Source organism: Nonomuraea sp. C10, from assembly GCF_008017515.1.
Classification (GTDB): domain Bacteria; phylum Actinomycetota; class Actinomycetes; order Streptosporangiales; family Streptosporangiaceae; genus Nonomuraea; species Nonomuraea ferruginea.
On record NZ_VPFF01000001.1, the window covers coordinates 6204900 to 6222077 of the forward strand.

18 protein-coding genes are annotated in these 17178 nt (G+C 70.2%); all 18 read right to left on the bottom strand.

Translation table 11 applies throughout. The features are described 5' to 3' along the window. Positions 1-103 precede the first annotated feature (103 nt). On the bottom strand, positions 104-985 hold the full coding sequence (locus tag FR742_RS28415) for a tyrosine recombinase XerC (RefSeq protein ID WP_261808791.1): 882 nt from the start codon (positions 983-985) through the stop codon (positions 104-106). Between the two features lie 386 nt (positions 986-1371). After that, on the bottom strand, positions 1372-3507 hold the full coding sequence (gene dprA / locus FR742_RS46435; RefSeq protein WP_148033770.1) for a DNA-processing protein DprA: 2136 nt from the start codon (positions 3505-3507) through the stop codon (positions 1372-1374). 26 nt (positions 3508-3533) lie between these two features. Next, on the bottom strand, positions 3534-5165 hold the full coding sequence (locus FR742_RS28425) for a YifB family Mg chelatase-like AAA ATPase (protein ID WP_148033771.1): 1632 nt from the start codon (positions 5163-5165) through the stop codon (positions 3534-3536). Continuing rightward, complete coding sequence (locus tag FR742_RS28430) at positions 5166-5519, bottom strand: YraN family protein (RefSeq protein ID WP_148033772.1); 354 nt, start codon at positions 5517-5519, stop codon at positions 5166-5168. A 173-nt stretch (positions 5520-5692) separates the two neighbouring features. Then, positions 5693-6016, bottom strand: coding sequence for a DUF2469 domain-containing protein (locus tag FR742_RS28435; protein WP_026215037.1), 324 nt, complete (start codon positions 6014-6016; stop codon positions 5693-5695). Positions 6017-6055: 39 nt separating this feature from the next. Then, a complete protein-coding gene (locus tag FR742_RS28440) occupies positions 6056-6724 on the bottom strand; it encodes a ribonuclease HII (protein ID WP_148033773.1) in 669 nt (222 codons plus the stop codon). 39 nt (positions 6725-6763) lie between these two features. Next, on the bottom strand, positions 6764-7354 hold the full coding sequence (lepB, locus tag FR742_RS28445) for a signal peptidase I (RefSeq protein WP_148033774.1): 591 nt from the start codon (positions 7352-7354) through the stop codon (positions 6764-6766). Next, positions 7354-8232, bottom strand: a complete 879-nt coding sequence (gene lepB, locus FR742_RS28450; RefSeq protein WP_148033775.1) for a signal peptidase I — start codon at positions 8230-8232, stop codon at positions 7354-7356. The genes lepB (FR742_RS28445) and lepB (FR742_RS28450) overlap by 1 nt, the downstream gene beginning before the upstream one ends. Positions 8233-8372: 140 nt before the next feature. Continuing rightward, complete coding sequence (gene rplS / locus FR742_RS28455; protein WP_148033776.1) at positions 8373-8732, bottom strand: 50S ribosomal protein L19; 360 nt, start codon at positions 8730-8732, stop codon at positions 8373-8375. A 136-nt stretch (positions 8733-8868) separates the two neighbouring features. Next, the gene (trmD, locus tag FR742_RS28460) at positions 8869-9648 is read right to left on the bottom strand and encodes a tRNA (guanosine(37)-N1)-methyltransferase TrmD (protein WP_148033777.1); all 780 of its coding nucleotides are present in this window, start codon (positions 9646-9648) and stop codon (positions 8869-8871) included. Then, the gene (rimM, locus tag FR742_RS28465; protein ID WP_148033778.1) at positions 9645-10148 is read right to left on the bottom strand and encodes a ribosome maturation factor RimM; all 504 of its coding nucleotides are present in this window, start codon (positions 10146-10148) and stop codon (positions 9645-9647) included. Before rimM ends, trmD begins: the two co-directional genes overlap by 4 nt. A 71-nt stretch (positions 10149-10219) precedes the next feature. After that, the gene (locus tag FR742_RS28470) at positions 10220-10465 is read right to left on the bottom strand and encodes an RNA-binding protein (RefSeq protein ID WP_148033779.1); all 246 of its coding nucleotides are present in this window, start codon (positions 10463-10465) and stop codon (positions 10220-10222) included. A 1-nt stretch (position 10466) separates the two neighbouring features. Beyond that, on the bottom strand, positions 10467-10907 hold the full coding sequence (rpsP, locus tag FR742_RS28475) for a 30S ribosomal protein S16 (protein ID WP_148033780.1): 441 nt from the start codon (positions 10905-10907) through the stop codon (positions 10467-10469). A gap of 194 nt (positions 10908-11101) precedes the next feature. Next, entirely contained in the window at positions 11102-12652 is a 1551-nt protein-coding gene (ffh, locus tag FR742_RS28480; RefSeq protein ID WP_148033781.1) for a signal recognition particle protein, read from the bottom strand. 55 nt (positions 12653-12707) lie between these two features. Continuing rightward, entirely contained in the window at positions 12708-13322 is a 615-nt protein-coding gene (locus tag FR742_RS28485; RefSeq protein WP_148033782.1) for an ATP/GTP-binding protein, read from the bottom strand. Next, positions 13276-13677 carry a DUF742 domain-containing protein gene (locus FR742_RS28490; RefSeq protein WP_148033783.1) on the bottom strand — a complete coding sequence of 134 codons (402 nt, stop codon included), beginning with the start codon at positions 13675-13677 and terminating at the stop codon, positions 13276-13278. The genes FR742_RS28485 and FR742_RS28490 overlap by 47 nt, the downstream gene beginning before the upstream one ends. Before the next feature lie 5 nt (positions 13678-13682). Beyond that, the gene (locus FR742_RS28495; RefSeq protein WP_148033784.1) at positions 13683-14105 is read right to left on the bottom strand and encodes a roadblock/LC7 domain-containing protein; all 423 of its coding nucleotides are present in this window, start codon (positions 14103-14105) and stop codon (positions 13683-13685) included. Further along, the gene (locus FR742_RS28500) at positions 14102-16948 is read right to left on the bottom strand and encodes a nitrate- and nitrite sensing domain-containing protein (protein WP_148033785.1); all 2847 of its coding nucleotides are present in this window, start codon (positions 16946-16948) and stop codon (positions 14102-14104) included. Before FR742_RS28500 ends, FR742_RS28495 begins: the two co-directional genes overlap by 4 nt. Positions 16949-17178: the final 230 nt, after the last annotated feature.

Sequence of the window (17178 nt, forward strand, 5' to 3'; positions counted from 1 at the left end):
CAGTACTCAAAACCAGAGCCGACACCCGTGACACAAGCGGCGACGCGAACGCTCGGGGGCAGGAACCAGAGCGGAGACCGCGTGGCAGGGCGGGGCCCGGTAGTCAGGCTCGGGGGTGGGCCTGGTTGTAGGCGCGGCGGAGGCGGTCGATCGAGACATGCGTGTAGACCTGGGTGCTGCTGAGCGAGGCGTGACCGAGGAGCTCCTGGACGCTGCGCAGGTCGGCCCCGCCTTCGAGCAGGTGGGTCGCGGCGCTGTGCCGCAGCCCGTGCGGCCCCATGTCAGGAGCGCCTTCCACCTGCCGCACCCGGGCGTGGACCACCCGCCTGACCGTGCCCGCGTCGATCCGCCCGCCGCGCACCCCCAGGAAAAGCGCCGGACCGCTCCCCTCACGCATCAGCAGGGGCCTGCCGTGCACGCACCACCTGTCCAGCGCCTGCAACGCCGGAGCGCCGAACGGCACCGCCCGCTCCTTGCGCCCCTTACCCAGCACCCGCACGACCCGCCGATCCCGGTCCACGTCGTCGACGTCCAGCCCGCACAGCTCGCTCACCCGGATCCCCGTCGCGTACAGCAACTCCAGCATGGCCTGATCACGCAGATCCTTCGGCTCCCCGGTGGGCGACGTGTCGAGCGCCTGCCGCGCCTGTTCCTGATCGAGTACGGCGGGCAGCGCGCGTGGAGCTTTGGCCGTGCCCAGTAGCAGTCCGGGATCGTCGGGGAGCCACCCGCGCCGATGGCAGAAGGCGGTGAACGTCCGCAGGCACGCCGTCCGCCGGGCGAGCGTGGCGCGGGCCTTGCCCTCGTCATGTTGCGTCGCCAGCCATCCCCGCAGCGCGCTCACGTCCAAGCCGTCGATCGTGCCGCCGAGGTGTTCGAGCAACGAGGTCACGTCACCGGCATAGGCCCGGACCGTATGCGGCGAGAGGTCCCGCTCGAACCGCAGGTACGACTCGAACTCACCGATCACGTCGTTGACGTCCACAGCGCCTCCACCGTCAGCCACCCCTCAATCTTTCCCCATGACGATTACTCCCCTCATTCCGAAGAGAGCGCTTCTCGCTCGATCGCTCCCGTGATGTCGCGAACGCAAACCCTGAGACCTGGTGTTGACCCCTGGCCGACTGGCCCAGCCGGGCTCACCGCCCTGCGCCGTTCAACGACAGTTCGATCCCACGCACCGTCGGCACGCCGCCTGCTCCCGCATTCCAGCGATCTCCCAGTCCTTCTCGATAGGGAAAACCCCAGCGACTGCCTGCTCGGCGACGCAGTAGTCATCGAGTCGCCTCAGGCGGTGCCGTGGCCGTCGCAGGAGGCGACACCGAAGGCGAACATGAGCAGCGATCCTGATCCCCGCGTGACCGCGTGCGCTCATTCGCGAGCCGGTCGTGGTCGCGGGATCAGGGCTCCAGGATCAGCGCACTCCTCCGACGAAGCGGAAGGTCCGGCCAACGCACTCGGACAGGCCAGCGTCTCCGGAACAGCGCCTGCGGTCTCTTCCGGGCATACCGAGGACTCCGACCGCGAACCCCGATCCAGAAGCCCACCCACCCAATCGGAGGATTCCGACGCCCCGCCCACAGCCGCCCCCAGACCAACCGAGGACGCGCACCCCCCGGCCGAGGGCTGTCCCGCCCAGTCCGGCGACGCCGGAGCCTGCACAGGACACTCCCCCACACGGACCGACGCCCCAGCCCCAAACTCCGCCGAACCGACCGGCAATGCCGAAACACGGGAGGGAGCCCTACCCATATGCGCTGACGACGAGGCCCCAGCCGGAAACGCCCCCGAGCTGACCGGCGTCGCGGAGGCATGCACAAGACGCTCCTCCGCACGGACCGATGCCCCAGTTCCAGAGTCGGCCGAGCTGACCGGCGAAGCCGAAGCCCGCACAGGACACTCCCCCGCACGGGCAGACGCCCCAGTCCCAGGCTCCGCCGAGCTGACCGGCGAAGCCGAAGCTCGCACAGGACACTCCCCCGCACGGGCAGACGCCCCAGTCCCAGGCTCCGCCGAGCTGACCGGCGTCGCGGAACCCTGCACAAGAGACTCCTTCGCGTGAACCGATGTCCCAGCCGCAGATTTCCCCGTACTGACGGGTGATCCCGGACCGTGAAAGGAAGGTCCCTCCGTGGGAGCCGATGGAGCCGGAGCGCCTGCCGCGGCCGAGCGGGACGACGGCTCCGATCCCGCCGGTTCCGTCGGCACGCCGCAGGGATCAGGCATGGACGGCACCACCTCCGGGAGCTCATCGGGTACGCCGGAGTTGCTCCCCAAGGACGCTTCCCTGGGCGGATTCGGTACGACGGCGAGGTCGTCGGCGGCGGGCGCCGGGGTGGACCGCGGAAGGGCAGGCTCAGCCTTCGGGTAGATCGGTGAGACCGGGCGGCGGGCGCGCCAGCCGCCGGCGGTGCGTTCGATGTAGCCGGCGGCCGCCAGGGAGCCCAGAGCGCTGAGGGCCGTGTTGAGGTCCACGCCGGCGGTCACGGCGATGGTGGCGGGGCCCGCGCTGATCCTGGCCGGGACCGCGTCCAGGACGCGCTTGGTCTGCTCCGGCAGAGAGTCCCGGGGAAGGGCGGGGGCCCGCAACGCGGGGGCGAGGTCGTCGCCCATGACGCCGACGAGTTCGATCATCTCCTCCGGGGTCGTCACGCAGACGGCCTTGCGTTCGCGCAGGAGACGGTGGCAGCCGTCGGACAGGGCGGAGGTGATGGGGCCGGGGACGGCGCCGAGATGCCGGTCGAGCGTGAGGGCGTGGCCGGCCGTGTTGAGCGCGCCGCTGCGCAGGGCTGCCTCCACGACCAGGGTGCCCCTGGACAGGGCGGCGATCACGCGGTTTCTGATCAGGAAGCGGGACCGGGTCGGCCGGACGCCCGGCGGGCATTCGCTGACCAGCACGCCCCGGTCGCGGGCTCCGGCGAACAGGGAGCGGTGCTCCGCCGGGTAGCAGTAGTCGACGCCGCAGGCCAGGACCACCACTGTGGGGCCTCCGGCGGCCAGCGCTCCCCTGTGGGCGGCGCCGTCGATGCCGAAGGCGCCGCCGGACACCACCGTCCATCCGGCCTCGCTCAGCCCGATGCCGAACTGGGCGGCGACGTGGACGCCGTAGGAGGTGGCGGCTCGCGCGCCGACCAGCGCGACCGATCGCAGGCAGGAGAAGCGCAGGTCGGCCGTGCCGTGGAGCCAGAGGCCGAGCGGGCGGCCGGAGCCGAGCGCGTCCAGTTGGGTGGGCCATTCGGCGTCGCCGGGGATGACGAGCCTGGCGCCCGCCCGCTCGCCCGCCTCCAGGTCGGCCGCGGGGTCGCAGGCCGCCAGGCGGGCGTGCCAGCTCTGGAAGCGGCCGGCCAGCTCTTCGGCGAGGGCGAACCCGGGTGGCGCGGCCCTCTCCCGTACGGCTTGGAGCGCTTGGACGGCGCCCAGGTGGGACACGAGGGCGCCCATGACGGTGTCGCCGGCGTCGGCGGCGCGCATGAGGGCGGCTCTCGCCTCGTGATCGGGGGTGCTCATGGTGATCCTCCGGTGGCGGATGGCTGTCATGGATTGAGGCCGAGCCAGAGGGCCAGCGCGGCCGAGGTCTCGTCCTCGTCGGGGCGGGGCTTGCCCGCCAGGTCAGCGAGCGTCCAGGCGACGCGGACGACACGGTCGAGGCCGCGGGCGCTCAGGGAGCCGGAGTCGAGGCAGCTCGTCATGGGCTTCATGGCGGCGTCTGACGGCCGGAACCTGGAGTGCAGGGCCGCGGAGGGGACCTCGGCGTTGGTCCGCCATGGCGTGCCGGTGAGGCGTTCGGCGGCGCGGGCGCGGGCCGCGAGAACGCGCCCGGCCACGGTCTCGCTGGTCTCGACGAACTGCCGGTCGGCCATCAGCTCGCGTCTGGACGAGCGCGCCACGGTGACCTTCATGTCGACGCGGTCGAGGAGCGGGCCGGAGAGCCTGCTCAGGTAGCGGCGCCGGGTGGTGGGCGAGCACTGGCACTCTCCGCCCTTGTCTTGCGGTTGGGCGCACGGGCAGGGGTTGGCCGCCAGCACGAGGATGAAACGCGCGGGAAAGGTGACGGAGCCGATCGACCTGGACACGGTCACCTGCCCGGACTCCAGCGGCTGCCGCAACGAGTCGAGCACGTGGGAGGGAAACTCGGGCGCCTCGTCCATGAACAGGATGCCCCGGTGCGCCAGGGAGACCGCGCCGGGACGGACGACCGAGCTGCCGCCGCCGACGATCGCCGCCGCCGTGGCGGTGTGGTGCGGGCTGATGTACGGCGGACGGAAGACCATGGGGCTGTTGGGCGGGAGCGCGCCGGCGACGGAGTGGATGGCCGTGACCTCCAGGGCGTGATCGAGCTCCAGGTCGGGAAGCAGTGTGGGCAGGCGCTCGGCCAGGAGGGTCTTGCCGGTGCCGGGCGGGCCGAGCATCCACAGGTTGTGGTTGCCCGCGGCGCAGACCTCCAGGGCGCGCCTGGCCATGGGCTGGCCGACCACGTCGGACAGGTCGACGTGGGGCTGGACGGGCGGGGACGGCCGCGAGTGCCCGGACGCCTCGAAGCGGTCGGGCGTTCCGGCCGGCGTCGGGGGGTGGCCGTGCGCCCCGAAGCGATCGGGCGTCCCGCCCGGCGTCGGAGGGCGGGCGGGCGTCTCGATCGACGACGGGAAGTCGTCCGCGCGGAGCCACTCCACGAGGCGGCGCAGGTCGGGCACCGGGATCACCCGCACGCCCGGGACCAGGGCGGCCTCCGCGGCGTTGGCCGCCGGGACCACGACGGTGATGTCGTCGCCCTCCTTGGCCGCGCTCAGCACGGACGGGAGCACGCCGCGCACCGGGCGCAGGCGTCCGTCGAGGCCGAGCTCGCCGAGGAAGAACGGGCCCGCGATGCGGCTCGCCGGGACCACCCCGGCGGCGCCGAGGATGGCCACCGCTATGGACAAGTCGAACTGACTGCCGCGCTTGGGGACGCTGGCGGGGAACAGGCTGACCGTGATGCGGGCGTCGGGCCACGGGAAATGACTGTTGACCATGGCCGAGCGGACCCGCTCTCTGGCCTCGCTCAGCGCCGCGTCGGGCAGCCCGATGAGGTGGATGCCCGCCAGGCCGTTGCCGACGTCGGCCTCCACCTCCACCGAGCTGCCCGTGACGCCGACCAGGGCGACGCTGCGGGTGCGTGCGACCGCCATCTACGACGCCCCCCGCACGTGGCGCAGGGAGTAGTCGCCCGCGAAGCGGTCCAGGGCGATCACGTCGATCCTGACCGTGGCGTACGTGCGCGACTCCGCGGCCAGCCACTTGGCGGCGAGTGCGCGCAGGCGGGCCAGCTTGGCGGGGCGCACGGACTCCAGCGCCGTGCCGTGCGACATGCTCGATCGGGTCTTGACCTCGACCACCACGAGGGTGGGGCCGTCCTCGGCGATGATGTCGATCTCGCCGTGGCGGCAGCGCCAGTTGCGCTCGATGATGGTCATGCCCTCGGCACGCAGGTAGTCGGCGGCGAGTTGCTCGCCGTGCCTGCCGAGTTCGTTCTTCGCGGCCATGTGTGCCACCTCCGGGCACTGACCTTCGCGCACGGTGGCCGCCGCGTCCGGCCCCGAACGTGGCTCTGGGGACAGCGGGGGCGAGCGCGGGCGCCCTGTGGACAACCAGAAGACCCGTAGATACGACGAAGGGGCGCGAACAACTCGCGCCCCTTCGTCAACCTGTCACGCCGCTAGCCGGAGAAGCCCTCCTTGGGCATCTCCAGGTCGGCCTTGGCCAGCTCTTCGACGTTGACATCCTTGAACGTGACCACACGGACGTTCTTCACGAACCGCGCGGGCCGGTACATGTCCCACACCCACGCGTCCTGCATCTTCACGTCGAAGAACACATCACCGTTCTCCGCCGTGCGTACGTCCAGGTCGACCGAGTTCGTCAGGTAGAACCGCCGCTCCGTTTCCACCACGTAGGTAAACAATCCGACGACATCGCGGTATTCGCGGTAAAGCTGCAGCTCCATCTCGGTCTCGTACTTTTCGAGATCCTCTGCGCTCATCGCGGTCCTCCTGTCGTACCGGTCCCCCGGCGTGCCTGATCAGGCAACCCCGGCCCCCATTTCATTCTCGCCCATCCCCCTAGCCACCGTGACGAAGGAGTAACGGTGGTGCGGGCACGGGCCGTGCGTTTCGAGTGCGAGGCGATGCTGTGGCGTGACGTACCCCTTGTGCTCGGCGAAGCCGTAAAGCGGGAACTCCTCGTCGAGCGCGGCCATCAGCCGGTCCCTCGTCACCTTCGCCACTATCGACGCGGCCGCCACGCAGGCGGCCACCTGGTCCCCCTTCCAGACCGCCAGCGAAGGCGCCGGCAGACCCGGAACCGGGAAGCCATCGGTGAGGATGTATCCCGGATCGCAGGTCAACCGCGCGACCGCCCGCCGCATTCCCGCCACGTTGCACTTGTGGAGCCCCCTGGCGTCGATGACCTCCGGAGGGATGACGACGACGCCGACGTGCGCGGTGGCGAGGATGAGGTCGTGCAGCCGCTCCCGCACGGCGGGTGTGAGCAGCTTGGAGTCGCCCAGCCCCTCGATCGGCTTGCGCAGGATGACGGCGGCGACGACCAGCGGGCCGGCGCACGCGCCACGTCCGGCCTCATCGACTCCGGCGATGGGAGTGAGGCCGCGGCGGGCCAGCGCCCGCTCGTAGGCGTAGAGCCCGGAATCACGCCGGACCACGCTCGGTCGAGGGCGGAACGCTACTGTCATGACACTGGAAGCGTACGCCCCATCCGGCGCAAACCGCGACTACTCGACCCGTGCGAAGCTGTCAGGCTTCGTGAAGATCGTGCCGCGTCCGAGCGGCCAGTAGCGGACGACCGCCGTGCCGATGACGTCGTCGACCGAGATGAAGCCGCCCCCGGGCTCCTCCATGTGGCTGCGCGCGTCGGCGGAGGCGCTGCGGTGGTCGCCCATCAGCCAGAGCTTGCCCTCGGGCACCTTGACGTCGAACTCGTCGCCCGAGGGGTAGTCGTCGGGGTAGAGGTAGGACGACTCGTCGAGCGGCTTGCCGTTGATGGTGATGCGCCGCTTGGAGTCGCAGCACTTGACCTGGTCGCCGCCGACGCCGATCACCCGCTTGATGGTGTCTTCGCCGTTCCAGCCCTTGAACACCACGATGTCGCCGCGCCCGGGCGGCCCGGCGAGCTTGTTGACGAACACCCGGTCGTTGATCTTGAGGGTGTTCTCCATCGACTCCGAGGGGATGTAGAACGATCCGACCACGAAGGCCTGCAGCAACAGGGCGATGCCGATCCCCGTGATCAGCAGGAGGACGGTCTCCCGGAAGCCGCCCTTTTTCTTCTTCTCCAAGGACTCCGCCTTCTCGGTGGCGGCCATCAGCGCTTACTCCGCAGCCAGCGCCTACGGACCAGAACCAGGGGGACGGCCAGCGCGAACCCGGCGACCAGCGGTGTCGCGCCGCTGAGCGCCTGGAGCGCGGGCTGTGCGAACGTATCGGGGATGGGGATCGTGGTGGCCCGGGAGAACGGCCAGACGATGACGAAGGCCCGCCCGATGACCTGGCTCTCGGGGATGGATCCGCCGCCGGGATCGCCGGTGTGGGAGCGCGAGTCCATGGAGACCTGCCGGTGGTCGCCCATCACCCACAGGTGGCCGGGCGGCACGTCGGTCTCGAACTCCTCACGCGAGGGCAGGTTGCCCGGGTAGAGGTATGAGCTCTCGTCGAGCGGCACGCCGTTGACGGTGATGCGCTGCTGCTTGTCGCAGCACTCGATGTGGTCGCCGCCGACGCCGATGACCCGCTTGATGTAGTCCTTCTCACCGGGCACGATGCCGAACGCGGTGCCGACCCACCGGAAGAAGCCCTCGACCGGGTTGCTCGGCTCCTCCATCTGGAACTCGCCGTCCCAGGAGTTGACGCCGGAGAAGACCACGACGTCGCCGCGCTCGATGTCGCGGGTGTGGTAGACGAGCTTGTTGACGAGGACCCGGTCGTTGGTGAGGAGAGTGTTCTCCATCGACTCGGACGGGATGTAGAACGCCTGGATCACGAAGGTCTTGATGATCAGCGCGAGGGCCAGTGCCACGACGACCAGGACGGGGAGCTCCTTCCAGAAGGAGCCCTTCTTTTCCTTCTTCTGGTCTTCGTCGGGCTTCCCACCTTTTGCCGGTTGGTGAGTCTCTTCGGCGACCACGTCCACCTCGTCCTCGACAGGGCGGCGCGACGCGCCGTACTCCTGGCTCTCGCTAGTCATCGGTGATGAGCCTAGATGATGTGTCGGCTCGACAAGCCTCGACCGACGTTACACCGGGCACGAGTCGCTCCACATAAAGGGAAGGCCCCCGCAAAGGCGGAACGGCCCGCCCCACGGGGCGGGCCGTTCGGACGCCGGGCTCACTTGACGGGCGTCTCACGCTTCTCGCGGATGCGGGCCGCCTTGCCGCGCAGGTCGCGCATGTAGTAGAGCTTGGCGCGGCGCACGTCGCCCCGGCTGGCCACGACGATCTTCTCGATCACCGGGCTGTGCACCGGGAAGGTGCGCTCGACGCCGACGCCGTAGCTGACCTTGCGGACGGTGAAGGTCTCGCGGGCGCCGCCGCCCTGACGGCGGAGCACGAACCCCTTGAAGACCTGGACGCGGGAGCGGTTGCCCTCGACGACGCGTACGTGGACCTCGAGCGTGTCACCGGGACGGAAGTCCGGGACGTCGCTGCGCAGGTTGGCCTTCTCAAGCTCCTGGATCTTCGTGTGCATGAGAGATGCTTCCTCAAGTCTCGCGAGCACGCGGAGGTCCACCCGGCCTGGGCTCATGGCGGACGCGCCTGCTGATTCGGTGAACCCGGGAAGCTTCCCGGGCATGCTGACCAACCACATGGCAGTTGGCGACGCTTCAGTTTGCCACATCTTCCGGAGGGACGCGAAACGCCAGCTCGTCGAGGAGCCGCCGGTCGTGCTTGTCGAGCGTCTCGGCGTCGATCTCCGCCAGCAGCTCGGGCCGGGTCGCGACCGTACGGCGGAGCGCCTGGTCACGGCGCCATCTGGCGACCTTGCCGTGATGCCCGGACAGCAGCACCTCCGGCACCTCGTGACCCCGCCAGACGGGCGGCTTGGTGTAGACCGGGCCTTCGAGGAGGTTACGCATGGCCCCGGGCGCGAAGGAGTCGTCGACGGCGGAGCGGACGTTGCCGAGCACGCCGGGCAGCAGCCGGCCGATGGCCTCCACCATCACCAGCACCGCCACCTCGCCGCCCGCCAGCACGTAGTCGCCGATGCTCACCTCGTCGACGCGCAGCCGCGAGCCGTACTCGGCCATCACCCGGGAGTCGATGCCCTCGTAGCGGCCGCACGCGAACAGCAGCCACTCCTCCCCCGCCAGCTCCTGGGCCAGCTCCTGGGTGAAGGGCCGCCCGCTCGGCGTCGGCACGATCATCCGGGGCCCGCCGTCGCCGATGACGTCGTCGATGGCCTCGCCCCACACCTCCGGCTTCATCACCATGCCGGGGCCGCCGCCGTAAGGGGTGTCGTCGACGGTCTTGTGGACGTCGTGCGCCCAGTCGCGGAGCTGGTGGACGCGGACGTCGAGGGTGCCGCGCTCGCGGGCCTTGCCGATCAGCGAGACGCCGAGCGGCGCGAAGTATTCAGGGAAGATCGAGATGATGTCGAGCCTCACAGCAGGCCTTCCGGCGGATCGACGACGAGCTTGCCGCCCTCCAGATCCACGACGGGGACCAGCGCCTTCACGAACGGGACGAGCGCCTCCTCGCGGCCGCCGCCGCGCCGCACCACGAGCAGGTCCTGGCCGTGGTGGAGGACGTCGGCCACCTCGCCGACGGTCTCGCCGCCGGTGGTCTCGACCGTGAGCCCGATGAGCTGGTGGTCGTGGAACTCGTCGGGGTCGTCGGACGGCTCGACGTCCGAGGAGTCGATGACGAGCAGGGTGCCGCGGAGCTCCTCGGCGCTGTCGCGGTCGGTGACGCCGGCGAGCGAAAGCAGCAGCGCGCCCTTGTGCCAGCGGCTGCTCTCGATCACCAGCGGCCCGCGCTCGGGCGGGTCGGTCGTGAGCGCGTTGCCGACGGCGAAGCGCAGCCCCGGATCGTCGGTGCGCACCTCCACGGTGACGTCACCGCGCACTCCATGGGCACGGCTTATCCGGCCGACGACCAGCTGCACGTGAACCTTCCCTCTCCACAACCACGAGCGCCCCCACCGGGCTTACCGATGAGGGCGCGCGAAACCTGACGTCAACGGACCGCTTCGTGCAGGTCGAGCAGGTCGACCCGGACATACTTGCCGTCGGCCAGGGCGTTCACGACCGTGCGCAGAGCCTTGGCGGTGCGCCCGCCGCGGCCGATGACCTTGCCCAGGTCGTCAGGGTGCACTCGGACCTCCAGGACGCGCCCGCTGCGGATGCGGCGTGCGCGGACCCGGACATCGTCGGGATGTTCGACGATGCCCTTCACGAGGTGCTCGAGTGCCTCCTCGAGCACGTCAGCCCTCGCCCTCGGACGGGGTCTCGGCGGGGGCCTCGGCCTCGTCCTTCTTCTTGGACCTCTTCGGCGTCGTGGCGGTGGTGGCGGTCTCGCCACCGGCCAGGGCCTCCTTGGCGGCGGCCTCGTAGACGGCGTGCCTGTCGGGCGCCGGCTCGGCCACCTTGAGAGGCGCCGGGGCGGGCTCGCCCTTGAACTTCTGCCAGTCGCCGGTGAGCTTGAGCAGCTTGAGCACCGGCTCGGTCGGCTGCGCGCCGACACCCAGCCAGTAAGCGGCGCGCTCACCATTGATCTCGATGCGCGAAGGGTGTTCCTTCGGGTGGTACAGACCGATCTCCTCGATCGCACGGCCGTCACGCTTGGTGCGGCTGTCGGCGACGATGATGCGGTACTGAGCGTTGCGGATCATGCCGAGCCGCTTGAGCTTGATCTTGACTGCCACGGGTGTGGTCTCTCCTGCGTTCACAGACACGAGTGAGCGGCTTCTCATCGAGTGGGGCACGATGCGAGCCCGCTCAAGGGACAAACGTGACCTGCGGGAGGTGAGAGGGCACCCGCCTGGTCACGGTGTTCCAACATGTCATTGTGCCAGACGCCGGACACTGCCCGGGACCCACACGCCCGCCGCCACGAAGATTACTTCTGGCCGGGCAGCCGCAGCTTCGACGGGTCGAAGCCGGGGGGCAGCTCGACGCCCGGAGGCAGCTTGCCGCCGAGGTTGCCCAGCGCGCCGCCCTTCTTGGGCGCGGCGGGGGCCTCGTCGGCCGCGGCCGCCTTGCCGAGCGCGGCCTTGCGCGGGTCGCCGCTCACGCGCCGCCCCTTCTTGGCCTTCTTGGAGGACTTGGCCGCCTTGCCCTTGCCGCCCGGCATGCCGGGGATGCCCATGCCGCCGGCCATCCGCTTCATCATCTTCTGGGCCTCGAAGAAGCGGGTGACCAGGTTGTTGACGGCGCTGACCGTGGTGCCGGAGCCGTTCGCGATGCGGGCCCGCCGGGAGCCGTTGATGATCTTCGGGTCCTGCCGCTCGGCCGGGGTCATCGAACGGATGATGGCGGCGATGCGGTCGAGGTCGCGGTCGTCGATCGAGTTGATCTGGTCGCGCATCTGCCCCATGCCGGGCATCATGCCGAGCAGGTTCTTGATGGGGCCCATCTTCTGGACCATCATCATCTGCTCGAGGAAGTCCTCCAGCGTGAAGTTCTCGCCCGAGGTGAGCTTGCCCGCCATCTTGGCGGCCTGCTCCTCGTCGAACGTCTTCTGGGCCTGCTCGATCAGGGTGAGGATGTCACCCATGTCGAGGATCCTGGAGGCCATCCGGTCGGGGTGGAAGGCGTCGAAGTCTTCCAGCTTCTCGCCGGTGGAGGCGAACATGATCGGGCGGCCGGTGATGTGGCGCACCGACAGGGCCGCGCCGCCGCGGGCGTCGCCGTCGAGCTTGGTGAGCACCACGCCGTCGAAGCCGACGCCGTCCATGAACGCCTGGGCCGTGGTGACGGCGTCCTGGCCGATCATGGCGTCGACCACGAACATGATCTCGTCGGGCTGGACCGCGTCGCGGATGTCGGCGGCCTGCCGCATGAGCTCCTGGTCGATGCCGAGGCGGCCGGCGGTGTCGATGATGACGATGTCGTGCTGCTGTCGCCTGGCCTCGTCGATCGAGCGGCGGGCGACGTCGACCGGGTCGCCGACCCCGTTGCCGGGCTCCGGAGCGTAGACCGCGACCTGCGCGCGCTCACCCATCACCTGGAGCTGCTGCACCGCGTTGGGGCGCTGGAGGTCGGCGGCGACCATCAGCGGCACGTGGCCCTGCTCGCGCAGCCACTTGGCGAGCTTGCCCGCCAGCGTGGTCTTGCCGGAGCCCTGGAGACCGGCGAGCATGATCACGGTCGGCGGGGTCTTGGCGTAACGCAGCCTGCGCGTCTCGCCGCCCAGGATCTCGATCAGCTCGTCGTTGACGATCTTGACGACCTGCTGCGCTGGGTTGAGCGCCTGCGAGACCTCCGCACCGCGGGCGCGCTCCTTGACCCGGGCGACGAACGCCTTGACCACCGGGAGCGCGACATCGGCCTCGAGCAGCGCGATGCGGATCTCGCGGGTGGTCGCGTCGATGTCGGCGTCGGACAGCCGACCCTTGGATCGGAGGGAGGAGAAGACCGATGTCAGCCGGTCGGAAAGCGTCTCGAACACGTGGTTGGCCAGTCCTCGAAGCGAATGTGGGTCTGCTCTCAGCCTATCCGCTTCGCTAGCCGTTCCAGCCTGGCACGGCCATCCGGACCGACAACGCGTGCTCCACGAGGTTGATCAGAGCGCCCTTGACCGAGTCCTTCGTACGCGCGTCGAGACGGAGGAGCGGGATGTGCGGCGCGAGCGTGAGCGCCTCACGGACCTCGTTGTCGCCGTGCGGGTACCGTCCGTCCCAGCCGTTGATGCCCACGATGAAGGGCAGCTTGGCCTCTTCGAAGTAGTCGATGGCCGGGAAGCTGTCGGCGAGCCGGCGCGTGTCGACCAGGACGACCGCGCCGATCGCGCCCTTCACCAGGTCGTCCCACATGAACCAGAACCGGTGCTGTCCGGGCGTGCCGAACAGGTAGAGGATCAGGTCGCGGTCCAGGGACACCCGCCCGAAGTCCATGGCCACCGTGGTGGTCGTCTTGAGCGGGGTCATGCCGAGGTCGTCGATCCCCGCCGACGCGTCGGTCATCACGGCCTCGGTCGTCAGCGGCATGATCTCGGACACGGCGCCGACGAACGTCGTCTTGCCCACCCCGAAGCCGCCGGCCACCACGATCTTCGCCGAGGTGAGCCCGGGGCTAGAGCCTGCGAAGTCCACTGAGCACCCTTTCCAGCAGGTTGACATCCGGCCTGCCCTCGTCCAGCTGCGGCTGGTGCACCCGGACCAGGCCCTCAGCGGCCATGTCGGCGATCAGCACCCGCGCCACGCCCAAGGGCATCCGTAACAGCGCCGACACCTCCGCGACCGACCGCACCTGACGGCAGAGATGGCTGATCGCCTGGTATTCGGGAGTGATGTGGGAGAACTCCCGGTGCTCGGCCGTCGCCGACGACACCAGGGCCTCCATCGCGAGCTTGACCCTGGGCGCGGTCCGCCCGCCGGTCACCGCGTAGGGACGGACCGGCGAGGCCGGGTCGTTGCTCGACGGCGGAGGCGGCTGGGGAGTCCAGCCGCCGCTGTTCCATCTGGGGTCCGTCACCTACATCACCTGGTCTGGCTGGCGCGCAGCTCGGCACGCACCGCCGGGGTCAGCACCTTGCCGGCGCGATCCACCATCAACGTCATCTGGTACGCGACCAGCCCCATGTCACAGTCCGGAGCGGCGAGCACTCCCAGACAGGAACCGTCGCTAATGGACATGATCAGCATGAGCCCCCGTTGCATCTCCACGATCGTCTGGTTCACGGCGCCGCCCTCGAACACCCGGGCCGCGCCCTGGGTCAGGCTCACCAGCCCGGAGGCGATCGCCGCCAGCTGGTCGGCCCGGTCCACCGGAAACCCGGCCGACGTGGCCAGGGGCAGTCCGTCGGACGACACCACCACCGCATGCGCGACACCGGGAACACTGTTGACGAAGTCCGTGACCAACCAGTCCACTCCCCGCGCCGCCTGGCTCAGGTCGTTCACGCGCCCTCCTCCCTGTTCTCCCTCGGGTCAGAGACGTTCGCCCTGCCCTCGCTGATGTCGTCGCGTGCCGCACGGAAGCCCTTCTGGAAGCTCGCCAGCCGGCTGCGCACCCGGTCCGGTGAGATCGCGGGCATCGGGGCGACCCCCTTGGGCGCCGCGGCCGTGTCGGCCGAGCCCGGCACCAGGTTCGCCTTCGGCACCCGCTTGGGCAACCCTGAGGCCGTCGCGCCGTCCCGTACGGGTTCGGCCGCCGCCTGCGCGGCGGTCCATCCCGCGTCCGCCGTGGCCGACCCCCACGCGCCGCTGCTGCCACCGCGCTCGAACCAGGCCGACTCCACCGAGGCGAAGATCGGCAGGTAGTCGTCCCCTCCCGAGGAGGCGTTGACCGCGGGCATGGGGCCGGTGGCCCCCGACTCGGCCGTCTCCGGGAAGTCGTACGCCTGCTTGCCGCGGTTGGCCGGGTTCCTGGTCGGCAGCGGGTCGGCGGGGCGCTCGATCGGCGGCGCCTGCTCGTTCGTCCAGCTGCCGGGGACGCGCGAGGGGATCCACACGTCGTCGGTGTCGAACCCGCCGCCGCCGCGCGGATCGGACGGCCACGCGCCCGAGCCGCCGCCGTTGGACGGCCACTGCACGTTGGTGGCGGGCCAGGAGCCGCTGGGTTCCGCGCTCCCCGGGTACGAGGGGTGCGCCGGGCTCATCTGGAAGCCGTTGTCGCCCCACTGGGGCACGGGCGGCGGCGAGGTGAAGGCCTCGGCCCGGGCGCGCTGCATGCCGGCCAGCGCCCCGGCGGCGCCGGCCGCGCCGTCGAAGCCCTGCGTCTGCGCGCCCAGCAGGCTCTCGGGCACCAGCACCATCGCGGTGAGCCCGCCGCCGCTCTGCGTCCTGAGCTGTACGCGGATGCCGTGCCGCTGTGCCAGCCGGGAGACCACGAACAGGCCCATGCGGCGCGAGACCGAGACGTCCACGGCCACGGTCTGGGCGAGCCGCTCGTTGGCCTGGACGAGTTCTTCCTGGGTCATGCCGATACCGGAGTCGCTGATGGACAGCATCACGCCGCCGCCGTCGATCCGGCTGCCGGACACCGTCACCCGGGTCTCGCGCGGGGAGAACGACAGCGCGTTCTCCACCAGCTCGGCGATCAGGTGGATGACGTCGTTGACGGCCTGGCCGGCGACGGAGACGCCGTCGGGGACCTGGAGCACGACCCGCTCGTAGTTCTCGACCTCGGAGAGCGAGGCGCGGGCCACGTCGACCATCTTGACGGGCTGGCTCCAGCGGCGGGGCGGCTCCTGGCCGGCGAGGACCAGCAGGTTCTCGGAGTTGCGGCGCATGCGGGTGGCCAGGTGGTCCAGCTTGAACAGGTTGGCCAGCCGCTGCTCGTCCTGCTCGCCCTGCTCCAGACCGTCGATCAGGGTGATCTGCCGCTCGACCAGCGTCTGGCTGCGTCGCGACAGGTTCACGAACATCGCGTTGACGTTGGCGCGCAGGCGGGACTCCTCGCCCGCCAGCCGCACCGCTTCCCGGTGCACCTCGTCGAACGCCCGCGCGACTTCACCGATCTCGTCCTTGGAGGAGATCTGGATGGGCGGCACGTGCAGCGACTCCGGATCCGCCTCGCCCTCGCGCAGCTGACGCACCAGGCCGGGCAGCGTCTTGCCGGCGACCTTGAGCGCGTCCCCGCGCAGTCGCCTCAGCGGCCGTACGAGCGAGCGCGCCATGACGGCGGTGACCACGAGGACCAGCGCCAGCAGCAGGATGACCAGGCCGATGCTGAAGGCGGCCGCCTGCCGGTCGGCGCCCTGCAGGTCGGCGCTGCGGGTGGCGATCTGCTGCGAGAGGGCCTTCTGCACCTCGTTCTGCTTGTCGACCGTCCGTGTGATGGAGTCGTACCACTTGTCGACGTCCTTGGTGGTCGTGGTGTCCAGGCGCTGCAGCGCCGTCCCCGCGTTGTGCAGGAAGATCGCGCGGTTGGCGTAGAACTCGGCCCGGCCGACCTCGACGCTGGTGACCGTGTTGTCGAAGTGCTGGCGCTGGGCCGGCGTGGCGGCGCTGCGGAAGGTCGCCCGCTCGCTCTCGCGGCGGGCGCGGGCGTCGACGAAGGCGTTGAACTCGGGTCCGGTGAACTCGTTCTTCAGCAGCGCGGCGGACAGCAGCGCGCGCTGCTTGGAGGTCTCCTCCTCGGCCCGGGCCACGGCGCGCATGGCCGTGCTGGTCGAGGTGATCTGCTCGTCGGCCGCCCCCTGGCCGACCTCGTCGAAGAGCTGCAGCAGATCGCTGATGACCTCGCTGTACTTCTCGATGGTCGGCAGCGGCGGGAGCTGGCTTCCCTGGATCGTCTTGCGCATCGTGGGCAGCTGCCCGAGCCGGAAGCGGGTGAGCTCCAGACGCCTCTGGCCCAGATCCGACAGCAGGCCCTGGGCGGAGCCCGAAATCCCGAGTAAGCGCTTGGCGCTGGCGTCGACGATGTCCTGCTGCGTGGTCAGCGGCTGCAGTTCGCCCTGTCTGCGGTTGGAGGCGACGTAGCGGGCGGCCCGGTCGCGCTCGACCGCCAGGTTGTGCGCGAGCTCCCCGACACTGCTCATCAGCGTGTTGACCTCACCGACCTGCGCGTACTGCTGGGCGCTGCCGATGGAGGTGCCGACGCGCAGCGCGCCGAGGAGGACGCCGACGATCGTCGGGATGGCGATGAGGGCGATGAGGCGGGTCCGTACTCGCCAGTTACGCAGAGCGAACGAGCTGCCCGGCTTGGGCAGCGGCCGGTCCGCCGGCGCCAGCGTGGAAACGGGCGGTCCCGGCAGGTCTTGCGCCCTGCTACGACCGGAATCGGTCGCTGGTGTCCTCACTGTGGCAACCTCTCGCCATAGCCTGCTGCTTAGTGGGGATCACGCGCATTTGGCACGCCGACGCGTGATCGCAGGCAAGTTCGGTGCCCAATTTGAGCACAAACCTCATAGTTGAGCCAACGCCTCACGAGTTTTCCATCGTCCAGAGGGCCGCTTTGTTCGGGCCGCTAGCTTCCGTTTACGGAGAGCTACGATCTTCCGATTCGGACATATGACCCGTTAGATGACAG